General features: G+C 36.2%; 7 protein-coding genes. 4 read left to right on the top strand and 3 right to left on the bottom strand.

The features are described from left to right. Window positions 1-37: 37 nt before the first annotated feature. Complete coding sequence (locus A3EM_RS0116990; RefSeq protein WP_020529433.1) at window positions 38-1,534, bottom strand: M20 family peptidase; 1,497 nt, start codon at window positions 1,532-1,534, stop codon at window positions 38-40. A gap of 212 nt (window positions 1,535-1,746) precedes the next feature. On the opposite strand from A3EM_RS0116990, the gene A3EM_RS0116995 reads away from it, so the two are divergent. The 3 genes from A3EM_RS0116995 to A3EM_RS0117015 all read left to right on the top strand — a co-directional run bounded on the left by A3EM_RS0116995 (window position 1,747) and on the right by A3EM_RS0117015 (window position 4,630). Then, window positions 1,747-2,142, top strand: a complete 396-nt coding sequence (locus tag A3EM_RS0116995; RefSeq protein WP_020529434.1) for a DUF3859 domain-containing protein — start codon at window positions 1,747-1,749, stop codon at window positions 2,140-2,142. Between the two features lie 324 nt (window positions 2,143-2,466). Then, window positions 2,467-3,234 carry an OmpA family protein gene (locus A3EM_RS0117005; RefSeq protein WP_020529436.1) on the top strand — a complete coding sequence of 256 codons (768 nt, stop codon included), beginning with the start codon at window positions 2,467-2,469 and terminating at the stop codon, window positions 3,232-3,234. Window positions 3,235-3,523: 289 nt separating this feature from the next. Next, on the top strand, window positions 3,524-4,630 hold the full coding sequence (locus tag A3EM_RS0117015) for an OmpA family protein (protein ID WP_020529438.1): 1,107 nt from the start codon (window positions 3,524-3,526) through the stop codon (window positions 4,628-4,630). 380 nt (window positions 4,631-5,010) lie between these two features. On the opposite strand, the gene A3EM_RS0117020 is transcribed toward A3EM_RS0117015, so the two are convergent. Both A3EM_RS0117020 and A3EM_RS0117025 read right to left on the bottom strand, forming a co-directional pair. Further along, window positions 5,011-5,823, bottom strand: coding sequence for a 3'-5' exonuclease (locus tag A3EM_RS0117020; protein WP_020529439.1), 813 nt, complete (start codon window positions 5,821-5,823; stop codon window positions 5,011-5,013). Window positions 5,824-6,173: 350 nt separating this feature from the next. After that, window positions 6,174-8,108, bottom strand: coding sequence for a M61 family metallopeptidase (locus tag A3EM_RS0117025; protein ID WP_020529440.1), 1,935 nt, complete (start codon window positions 8,106-8,108; stop codon window positions 6,174-6,176). A 578-nt stretch (window positions 8,109-8,686) separates the two neighbouring features. Here A3EM_RS0117025 and A3EM_RS42710 point away from each other — a divergent pair. Beyond that, on the top strand, window positions 8,687-12,418 hold the full coding sequence (locus A3EM_RS42710; protein WP_020529441.1) for a DUF7948 domain-containing protein: 3,732 nt from the start codon (window positions 8,687-8,689) through the stop codon (window positions 12,416-12,418). Window positions 12,419-12,507 lie beyond the last annotated feature (89 nt).

Below are 12,507 nucleotides of genomic sequence, written 5' to 3' on the forward strand. Positions count from 1 at the left end.
AATATAAAAAAAAATCGCCAATTTTTAAGTTTACCCCCTATTTTCCCACATTTTTTAAAAGTAAATAATAAAAATTCAATGATTTAGAGAAGTCTTCAATTGAAATTCTTTCATTAATATCATGAAAGCCGATTGGGTCTGTTACCGGCATAAACCGATAAATCTGATCGGTTAATTCCCGGTAATAACGACTATCAGTACCTCCAACAACCAGATAAGGGGTAACAATTGCCTCTGGAAATTGCTGTTTCACCGTTTGGGCAATAATATGATAACCAAAAGCTTCGGTTGGGGAAACTGGAGTTGGTTCACTTTTAAATCCTCCAATTTTAAGTTGTACCCTGTTATCCTGGAGAATTTCCCGGATGTGAGCAATTACATCTTCTGAAGTTTCTCCGGGCAAAACTCGGAAATTAATAGTAGCTTTTGCCTCAGAGGGAAGCACATTATCCTTGAACCCCGAGTTAATTATTGTTGGAGCGGTAGTCGTTCTTACCGAAGCATTTCCAGCTGGGCTTTTTTCATAAATGCTTAATACAACACCTTCAAACAGCCATAAATTCGCAAAAACTATCCGCTGGAGGAAAGGCATTTCAGGCCCAATATTCCCCAGTAATTCCCTTACGGGAGGTGTCAGTTTTTTCTCAAATTGATTATCCCTTAATTTCACAATGGCTCTGGATAACACTTCAATAGCGGTTTCAGATTGTGGCATACTAGAGTGTCCCCCAGGTAAATTAATAGAAAGTTCCACAGAAAGAAATCCTTTTTCCGCTGTCCCAATTAAGGCCACAGGAACATCAATTCCCGGAACTTTTTCTCCGGTAATTATCCCCCCTTCGTCCATCACAAACTCTGGTTGAATATTATTTTCTTTCAGATATTCTACGATTTTTATTGCACCTTCTTTTCCTCCAATTTCTTCATCGTGTCCAAAGGCAAAATAGATTGTTCTTTCTGGGGAATATCCTTCAGTCAGTAATTTTTCCACGGCTTCCAAATTGCCAATAATACTGATTTTATCATCAATGGCTCCTCTTCCCCAAATATGGCCATCAGCTATATCACCGCCAAAAGGTGGATGTTCCCATGTGGAATACATTTCCTTTTTCAGCTTCCCTACGCGCCTTTCAAACTCAATCTGATTTTGTGGCTTTTCAATTGGTACCACATCCATATGTCCCATCAGAATAGCAGGTTTTAATGCTTTATTTTGGCCCTCCCATTTGTAAAGCAAACTGTATTTATTAATAACCTTTTTTTCAAGAAGAGAATCTGCCAAAGGGTACGCTTCCGATAAAAACTGATGAAAAGCCAGGAATGGAATAGAATCAAAATCATTGGGATCTTCAAAAGAAATGGTTGGAAACTGGATAGCTCTTGAAAAGTTTTGAATAGATTTTTCCCCCACCTCAAAATGGCTTACCGGCTCAAAATCAGGCTGATTATTTTTATATGTAAGCGTATTGAAAAGTAAAACTCCCAAAAGTAGAATAAAACCTAAAAGGAATAATGTCAGTATTTTTTTTACCATTTTTGTGTCATTTAAAGGCTAAGTATATTCAAACTAAAAATAAATTAAGAAGATTATCAAAGTCGTGATGCATATTTTTGCGAATAATCTTTTTTCAAATGAACTTTCACTGATGTTACAGGCCTTAAATAAGTAACATAAGTTTTATTCTGGTAATCAGTTGGTTAACCCACTAATTTACCTCATGTGTTCCATGCAAGTGCACTAGATTTATGGCAAAGAAGAATGCAAAATTTGATTTAATTTCCTACGGCAGATATTCCAGGTGGGACAGGGAATCCAGCGAATTACCCAAAATTAAAGAACTTACTCACAAAATACCAGCTATTGAAGATGAGGAGTTTGGGTACATCATGGAAGTGAAAAGTGCCAAAGGCAAGCGGATCAGTTTTATGATTGAACATCCTTCATTTAAAGATGAATCAGGAAAGGTTGCTTCGCCTTTTATTGGAGAAATTTTCATCAAAACAAACCCTTTTCGGTTTTTTCTGGGAGATTGTATCTGGCAGCCTGTACATGATAAAGTTGGAAAATGGAAAATCACAACTAAATATGAGGGAAAAATAATTTTAGAAAAAACATTCGAAATTTTTCTTCCGGTTAGGTAATTTTTAAAGAATTTAAATAACTTTAAATAATAAAATGAATCCAACATACAAATTCAATTCATTTTCCCAGCTATTTTTGTAATTATCCAGATTTTTTATTAACTCAAACAACTCATTTCCAAACATTTACATTTATTATATTGTTCAATAAAGGTATAAATGTTTTGGGGAAATCAATTCAATCAGATAAACAGGTTGAAATATCAACAATCGTTTCATCAATTAACATTAATTTTTGAGACTCCCTTTTCCTTCAAATAAACCATGTTAAACTAAAATTATCTTCAATTAATAATTACTGTTACTACTAAATAGCAGACAACTATGGATTCTGTTGCTATCTCTTTAAGTCTGATATTCGTTTTTTCCTTATTTTTTACGTCCAATCCGGAAAAAACATTAGAAGAAAGCCCTTCTTCCAATTACACCTTAACCAAAACTGATGGTATTTATCGCCTTGAAGGCATGTTTTTCAACAGCGATACCAAAGAACCTGTAAGCGGAGTGGATGTAATTATTACGAATATCAATAATGATTTTACCAAAACAGTTTCTACAGATGCCAGCGGCAGATTTTCTGCCAAACTTATAGATGAATCTGTTTATGCCATAGTTGGAGTAAAGCCCAAATATTTTCATTCCCCTATTAAAAATGTTTCTACCATAGGCTGGGATTCAGAAATAAAAATCCACACCAATATTCCTATAAAAAGAATTGAAAAAGGGAGATCTTACCTTATAGAACAACTGGATTTTGAGATTAATGATGTAAATATTTCTAATGAAAAAGGTTTCCAGAAGCTTGATAATCTTTTTGAAATTTTAAGAAGAAATCCGGATATTATATTAGAAATTGGGGTTCATACAGATTCACGGGGTAATGATATGTATAATCTGGAATTGTCTCAGGAAAGGGCCAACATGATCGCCAACTACTTGGTTTCCAAGGGAATAAACAATAATCGACTAAAAGCAATTGGTTATGGAGAAACCCGTCCTGCCAACCATTGTACCAACAACGTAAAATGTTCCCATGCACAGCATGTTAAAAACAGAAGAACTGAATTCAGGGTGATAGAGTTTGAACAGTAAGTGCCTGGGGAGTAAAAATAACCTTTAAATTTGGGGAGCCGGAATGGCTCTTAAGTTTGAAAATGAGGTGAGGGTGCTCAACATTAAAAAAGTAGAGGTGTTTAAATTTTTTTCCCTGTTTTTTCCAATCTAACCTGTTAAAAAATTAAGTTTGTAGCTACAATTAAACTGACTATAGCCTGGAAATATCCGGGAAACTGCTACCCATAAGTATAAAAGTTCATCGAAACTGATTTTTTGGAATAATCTGCTTTTTAAAAGCAACTGTTTATTCCCGCGATTTTTAGCTATGAAAAAAATCTTGTTTGCTATATTTTCACCTTTTTCATTTTTATTACTGTGTTTTTTATTCTTTCAAGGGAATATACTTGCAGTTGATGACACTAAAAATAACCTTTCCCTTGCTTTCCACCCTTCTTCAGATACTCTAAAAAATCCCTATATCATCAGTGGTAAACTCCTTGATAAGGAGATAAAGAAAAAGTCAAAAGCCAGGTATCATAACTTTACCATTATTGCCTATAAAGTTACCAGAGACAAAAACAACCAGATTTCACATCTTAAAATTCAATTAAAAAAACACAAACAGCTCATTCAGGAAAATGGGGAATTCGAACTTGAATTATATGGGAATCATGAATATTTCATTACCTGCCTGAAAGAAGGATACAGTTCTATTCCCGTATTTATGCCCAAAAGAAATGTAGCTAAAGGGCAGCATATCAGTATTGAAATCCCAATTGAGAAAAGTGAAAACGTGGTGGTAAAAGGTAATGTAGTCACGGAGGCAAACGGATCTGCCATTAATGAAGCCCAGGTGACCATTGAAGAAATTGAAACAGGGATAAAAAGGGTAATCACCACTGAAAGTGATGGGGCATTTGCCTTTTCCATCCTTAAAAAGCAACCTTACCTGATTCACGCGTACAAAAAAGGTTTTTTTTATAATCCTTCGGATACGATAACCTCCTTTTCACCAGGAGAGTGGTCATTAAACAAGAATATTCAGTTGCAGGAAATTGTGGTTGGACAGGCGATAAGAGTAAAGGGTTTTTATTTCAACATCAATGATACTACCTTAACTGATTCCCAAAAAGAGGTGTTGGACAACCTGCTGAATATTATTATAGATAATCCCGGAATCCACTTTGAGCTTTCTTGCCATTCAGATTCCAGAGGCAATGATGACTATAATCTGGAGCTGACCCAAAACAGAGCAGAAGAGGCAGTACGTTATTTAGTGGAAAAAGGAGAAATAGAAGTTGAAAGGCTTACGGCAGTGGGATATGGGGAAAAATTTTTGGTCAATGGCTGTAAAAATGGCATCAGGTGTTCATCCAAAAAACATGAGGAAAACAGACGAATGGAGCTTAAGGTAATGAAAATTGTAGAATAATTACCTGTGCTAATTTTTTTGATTTCCTGAATTCTCGTATTCTCTCCTATTGGCACTCTTAACAGTCAATACCCCCATAATTTGAAAAATGGACACTAAAAAAAGGAGCTTAAATAAACTCCTTCTTTTAACCTAACAATTAATCAAGTTATAAGATTAATCAATCGCAAATTTGAAGTTATGCTCATTTCAATTTAAAGAGAAGCTAAAAGTTTTTTGAAAAAACACATTAAAATCCAATAACGATTAGGTCTAATCTAAAAAATGCTGTAAAAAAATAAGCAGAACATTAAACACCTGATACAAAGGTATCGCTGTCTCTACTTAAATTCAATACCCCTAATTGGGTATTTTTACTTCAAAACAGGCCCAGGACCAAATTACTTGAGCTTATTAAACTGACTAAGCTTAATTTCCGTGAGTTTTTGCTTGGTATTCAGGGCAAATTCATTCTTAAGAATCCAGTCGTAATATCCTGGTTCTTTCTCCAACACCTCCAGAACAGGTTTGTTTTTGTGTTTTCCAAAATTAAATACCGCTACTCCCTTATTGTTGTACACCATTCTGCCTGCCAAATCTATCATATTTGAAGCAGTAATTTTATGCAGTGCATTCACATCATTTTCCACTGGAACTGAGGTTTTTCCAGTTTTGGGATCCTTGTATTCCATGCCTTCATATTTTTTTACCTGGGCATCCAGTACTTCGTAAGTAGCAAGGGTATCGGCTTCTGCACTATGAGCGTCTTCCAGTTCTTTTCCACAATAAAATTTCACAGCTGCACTCAGCGTTCTGGGTTCCATCATATGAAATATTTTCTGAGCATCCACCAACTTTCGGTTATTCACATCAAACTCTACTCCTGCCCTTAAAAATTCTTCAACCAAAAGAGGAATATCAAACCTCAATATATTAAATCCAGCCAAATCACAACCTTCCAGAAACTTAGCCATTTCCTTTGCGATTTGCTTAAAAGTAGGAGCATCTTTCACATCTTCATCATATATACCGTGAATCATACTCGTTTCTGCCGGGATTGGCACTGTAGGATTTACTTTCTTGGTTTTAATGATTTGTTCCCCACTGGGCATCACCTTCACTATTGAAATCTCAACAATCCGATCCTTAATCACATTTATCCCAGTGGTTTCCAGATCAAAAAAGGCTAGTGGATTTCTTAACTTTAGATACATATTACTTTGTTTTTGGCAAAATCTCTATTTTTAATTAATAAGACTGACTATCAATACTTTATTTACATTTTCAATTCACTTATTGTGTATTAACCAGAAGTCAGAGGTTAGTTTTTTGCTAAAAGTCATTTTAAAAGTAATTCTAACACTCTGCATCTAATTTCTGCCTTCTAAATATTAAAAGAAAATTATTTTAACATTGTATTAAGTGGCAAAAAATAGAGAATTTTAAGTTTAGGGTAGATTAATGTTTTTTTTTGATTATTGACACCATAAAGATGTAAAGTTAAAATCATAATTTAAAATGACACAGCTACCCTGATTTTATTTTAAAGGTTCAGCAATTCCGATTACTCTTCTTCCTCTGCAAATAACCAGCTTCTCAAAACTTTAATTTGTTCTTCGGTAGGATTTTCCATTCCCTCAAAAATATGATACTCGGTTTTTTCGGTTACTTCCACAGGTTCCTGCAAAACTACCAGAACTTTTTCACCATTTTCATTGGTTTCTTCTTCATCTTCCTCCATGGGTTCTTTTAGCCTAAGTACTTCCACTGTTAAAGTATCTCCCGCTTTTGCTTCTGCCGGAAAGCCCATGAGTAATTCTCTGGCGGTTTCCAAAGTAAGCGTGTCTCCATTTATTTTTGTAATTATATCTCCTTGTTGATAGCCCATTTTCTTTCCAAAGTCATCCAGATTTTCAACCTCCTGCAGCACAAAATTACTATCCTTGTCAAGGGCAAGCCCACTGAGAATATTGCCCATTGAAATTTCGTTAATTTTAGCTTCCTCTTTATAAATAAATCCAACCTTGGCAAAATATTCTTTTAATGGCAATGGCTCGGAGCCTTCCACATATTTGGTAAAAAACGCTCTGATTTCCGGGAATCCGGTTATCTCTACAATTTTATCAAATAATTCATCATCTTTAAATGCTTTGGATTTGCCATAAACTTTTGATAAATCGAGCATCATATTACGCAGTCCGTATTTCCCTTCCGAAAGTTCTCTTAGCCGAATATCCAGACAAAGCCCGATTAAGGCGCCTTTTTCATATACATTCCCATACTGATCTTCATATTTTCCCAAAACCTGCTCACTCATTATCGTAAAAGGAACTGTATCATTAAAAGCTGAAGCCTGATTCAGTTTTGTTCTGATGGTTTCAATAAATTCCTCAGGAGGAAGCAGGCCATAACTCACCTGCACATGATTGGCAAAATATTCAGTTACTCCTTCATACATCCATAAATGTTTGGACATCTTGGGCTCAATAAAATCAAAATACTGAATTTCTTCGGAGTGAATATTTAAAGGTGTTACAATATGGAAAAATTCATGAGCCGCAATATCCCTGATACTCTGGGTGAGGTATTTGGGATCAATTTCTGGCAGAAAATACAGAGATGAATAGGAATGCTCAAGTGCACCCATCATTCCGGATTTTGAGGGTTTATCAGTAAGGTAAATGATAAACGCATACTTTTTAATCGGTAAAGTTCCTCCCAGATATTTCCGCTGTGCTTCAAGAATTTCTGCTATATTTTCCCCTACGTATTCTGAGGTCAACTTTTGATTTGGGGAATATACCGAAACCAAAACATCGGCTCCACCTACTTTCAGGATGGTGGTATCGGGGACATTATACATAATTGGTGAATCCGCCAGATCTACATAAGAATCTATGCTGTAAGTATCAAATCCGGGTTCTGATTTTTCCGCAATTAAGGCAGTAGAACCATAAAAATCTTCAGGTTTTTCAAAGGTCAGTTTATAGGGAATTAATTTCATATCATCGAAATACCCAAAAAAACCAAAAGTGTTGATCACAAAACTTTTCTTTTCTTCAATATTAGTCCCGGCCGGTTCGAAAATAAAATTACCCTTTTCAGTATCCCATGTATCTTCCACCCAGTAGGAAATTCTTTTCAGTTTATTACTTTTTTGAATTTCCCATCGGTTTTCATCCAGTTTGTTCACCACAAGTTCTTTTCCCTTTTTATCATAGGCCTTAAAATCAGTTATAAACCTTCCAAAATCGGAAATGCTATACGTACCAGGAACAATTTTGGGAATATTATAAACAATGGTTTTGGCCTTGATTTTTGGAACTAAAAGATTCACTCTCAACTGATCATCTTTCACTTCATTTAGGTCCACTGAAAAGAAATAAGCATTTTCTTTTTGGGCAATTCCTTTTGTAAAAAAGGCAGCCACAAAAAAGCAGCAAATGATAAAGGATTTTTTGGCAGAAAACAGTTCAGGTATAAAAGAAAAATTATTCATTAATTTTTAATAATTTGTATTTAAAAATAACTTGATTATTGTTTTTTGATCTGGTAATTATAAGTATTTGCCATTTTTTATTTCAGGAAATAATCATAATTATCCATGATCAATTCGTCTTAATTATCGATGTGAATTAAACTTTTTTCTTTTTCTGCAAATGACCACAGAAGCATCTGCCCGGTTTGGGGCCACCGTTCATAGAAAAGCCTTGAAATACCAGCATTTTATATCCTGAGCCCCAAAAACGGATTATTTTCGCTTTTAAACAAAAAGTTTAAACCACTTCATTGGGTAATATTATAGTTTAAGTCAAAAGTATTTTTTTATTCTAATAAACACACAATTACTTGATGAAAGGCGAGTAAGACATTTTTTTAGGTGATATTTGTATGCTTTAAATCTACGGTCTTTTTTGTTGATTTTCCAAACTATATTTTGCCGGATAAAATATATTTAAAGCTGAGCAGCAAATTTAAACTGACGATCGTGTAGGGAAATAACCCTTTTTTTGGTAAATTCTATTTGATTTACATAACCAGCCATTTATTCAAGGTAAAGCAGTATTTATTACTCCTATGTCTCAAATTACAAAAATTATTTTAATTTATACCTTATTCCTAATCAGCCAGCCAGGTATTAGCGATTCCGGATCAAATCCGGGCTTCAGATTTATTGAAAATAAGAACCAATGGGATGAGAATGTGAAGTACCGAGCCGACATTCCGGGAGGTTATCTTTTCCTGAAAACCAACTCCATCCACTACGCCTTTTATGATGCCCGGGCTGTAGCAAGAAGACATATTCATGAAACCTCAACTCCGGCTTCAAGAACTTCAGTTGCTCCACCCACTCCTCCAGATGATTACATCAGGGCACATGGATTTGAGGTAAAGTTTTTAGAAGCCAACCCCAGACCTGAGTTTATCACTTCGGGTCAAAATCCGGTAAATTTCAATTATTTCCTGGGGAAAAATCCTGAAAAATGGGCTTCCGGGGCAAAAGCTTTCAATGCAGTTACCTATCAGGAATTATATCCGGGAATTAATTTAAAATATTACCAAAATGAGCTGGATTTGAAGTATGAGTTCATTGTAGAAAAAGGCACAAACCCGAAGGTAATCAAAATGGATTATGATGGGGTAATTCAGGTAAAACTGATTAATGATCATTTATACATTCAGACTTCGGTAAATACACTCATTGAACAAAAACCCTATTCTTATCAGGTAATAGATGGGAAGAAGGTAGAAGTGCCTTCCCGCTTTAAGGTAAAAAACAACCGGGTAAGTTTTCAATTCCCCAAAGGCTACGACAAAAATTATGATTTAATTATCGATCCAATTCTGGTCTTTTCTACATTTTCCGGTGCCTTTTCCGACAATTGGGGAAATACTGCAACTTTCGATAATGACGGGAATCTATATTCGGGAGGGACTGTGTTCGGTCCGGAATTTCCCGTAACCGTTGGAGCTTTTCAAGTGAACTTTAATCAGGCTACAGACATTGGCATATTAAAATATGATTCCACCGGTTCAAATCTTATTTATGCCACTTTTTTGGGAGGAGGCTTTTCCGAAACGCCACATAGTTTGGTCGTCAATAATAAAGAAGAATTGGTAATATTTGGCTCCACCAGTTCCCCTGATTTCCCTTTCATTTCCACCTCTTATGATACCACATTTGCCGGAGGGGATTCTGTTACCAACCTTATCAGTGGGGTTGATTACATCAACGGAGCTGATATTTTCATTTCTATTTTAGACCCGACAGGCAGCAATTTGGTAGGTTCTACGTTTTTTGGAGGCTCTGACCACGATGGCATTAATGAAACAGAAAAAACCATTTTTACACGAAATTATGGAGATCAGTTCCGAGGAGAAGTAATTGTAGATGAATTGGATAATATTTACATTAGCTCTTCTACCCATTCTGCAGATTTTGACATTACGCCAAATGCTTTTCAGAAAACTTTAAAAGGTCCCCTGGATGGCATCATTGCCAAATTTAATCCAGATGTCAGTCAATTGATATGGAGCACCTATCTGGGCGGAGATAATTATGATATAGGCTATTCCATTAAAATAAACAGTTACAATGAAATAGTGGTAGCAGGAAGCACGAATAGTGAAAATTTCCCTACCACTTCAGGAGTATATCTGGAGGATTTTCAGGGTGGTTTTTCTGATGGTTTTATATCTATTATATCTCAGGGTGGCGATTCGCTAATTAGTTCCACCTATCTTGGTACGGATGATTATGATCAGGCTTTTTTAATGGATTTGGATCCCGCTGATAATGTGACAGTTTTTGGGCAAACCTCAGGAGATTATCCGGTTTCAGTAAATGTTTATTCCAACCCCGGTAGCGGGCAGTTTGTGCATAAATTGGGAGCAAGTTTAAAAACCAGTGTTTTTTCTACAGTGGTAGGCTCTGGTTCAGGTTCACCAGATATCACGCCTACAGCTTTTATGGTAAATGACTGCTCCAATATTTATCTGGCAGGCTGGGGAGGTGTTTTAAATAGTGCCGATCCCATTTACATTCGGGGAGGGACACAAAACCTACCCATTACTTTCGATGCCTTTCAAACCACCACAGATGATAAAGACTTTTACTTAATGATTCTTTCCTCCAATGCAGATGAATTACTTTATGCTACTTTTTTTGGAGGACCTGAAGGGGTAGGTGAGCATGTAGACGGAGGAACCAGCCGGTTTGACAGACGTGGAATTATTTATCATTCGGTTTGCTCCTGCAATAATCAAAGTGGTTTTCCTACCACCCCAAATGCTTATTCCACCACAAATAATTCCACTAATTGTAATAATGCTGCCTTTAAATTTGATTTGGCTATTCTTGAAGCAAGCTTCGATGCATCAGCTAAACAGGGTTGCGCACCTATGGAAGTTGTGCTGACGAATACCAGTAAAGGAGGAACCCGCTTTGAGTGGAAGATAGATGGGGTGGAAATCTCTGATTCAGACACTACAATTAACCATATTTTCAATACTCCTGGTAGTTATCCTGTGTCTTTACAGGCTTTCGATTTATCTACTTGTGCCATTTCGGATATCATCTATGATACCATTCAGGTTGATCCTCAAAATTTTTCTGTAGGCGATAGTACTTTTATTTGTGAAGGAGATCAGGTTCAACTTTCTGCTGGTGGTGGTGTGAGTTACCTTTGGTCACCTGCCGAGTTTATTGTGGACGATCCTACCCTTCCTAATCCTATCGCAATGCCAAATGCCACTACTAATTTCACTGTAAGAATTACCAATGAATATAATTGTGTGGCGGATAGCCAGCAAATGGTGGAGGTACAGCCCGAGGTCATTGCAGATTTTGAAGCAATTGTAATGAATGGTTGTGATTCCGTTCAGGAAGTTCAGGTGATCAACAAATCTCAAAATGCTACTTTATATGCCTGGTTCCCGGGAGATGACCGGTTAATTGAGGGGGAAAACCCGGGAATCATTCCTTTTCCGAAGCCAGGAACTTATGATATTGTGTTATTGGCTGTATCGAGAGGCTGCAGTGATTCCGATACAATAACCGTAACCGTTGGAGAATCGCCCGCAAAAGAATTTTACAGAAATGCAAAAGCAGGAGCGGATCAGGCTATTTGCTATGGTGATCAGGTGGAAATAAGTGCAAGTGGAGGAGTGAATTATCAATGGTCTCCAACAGTTGGACTCAATAATCCAAATATTGCCAATCCAATGGCCAACCCAATTGCTACCACTCAATATACGGTAAGAATTTTCAGTGAAGATGGCTGCTATGTAGATGATACAGTCATTGTGGATGTTAACCCTGAAATAATTGCAGATTTTGAATATAAAATGACTCAGGAATGTGGAAACCTCCCTGAAGTGGAATTAATTAATAATTCATCAGGAGCTACAACATTTATTTGGGAAATGGGAAATAATGAAACGCTTACGGATGAAAACCCTTCTATGTATGTTTACCCGGACACTGGTTCGTATGTAATTACCCTCAGGGCAATTTCCGGTTCTTGCGAAGTTAGTACCACCCAATCAATCAGAATTGAAAATGTTATTCCTCCAAATGTCATCACTCCTAATGGTGATGAAAAGAACGAAAATTTCGTTATCGAAAGTCAGTTGAGCGGATGGAAACTACAAATATTCAATAGATGGGGGGATAAGGTTTTCGAAACTGATGATTATCAGAATAATTGGAATGGAAGTGACCTGCCAGAATCTACTTATAATTATTTTTTAGTTTCCCCAATAGGCGCAGAATGCAAAGGCTGGATTACTTTAATGAGGGGGAATTAAAATTTTAAAATGCAGAAGCTGGAAATCAGAAGTTAGGATTACTAAATTTAATTCCAGCTTCTGGTCTCCAGCTTCAGGCTTCAATCCCA

The sequence above is a fragment of the Flexithrix dorotheae DSM 6795 genome (assembly GCF_000379765.1).
In the GTDB taxonomy this organism is placed as follows: domain Bacteria; phylum Bacteroidota; class Bacteroidia; order Cytophagales; family Flammeovirgaceae; genus Flexithrix; species Flexithrix dorotheae.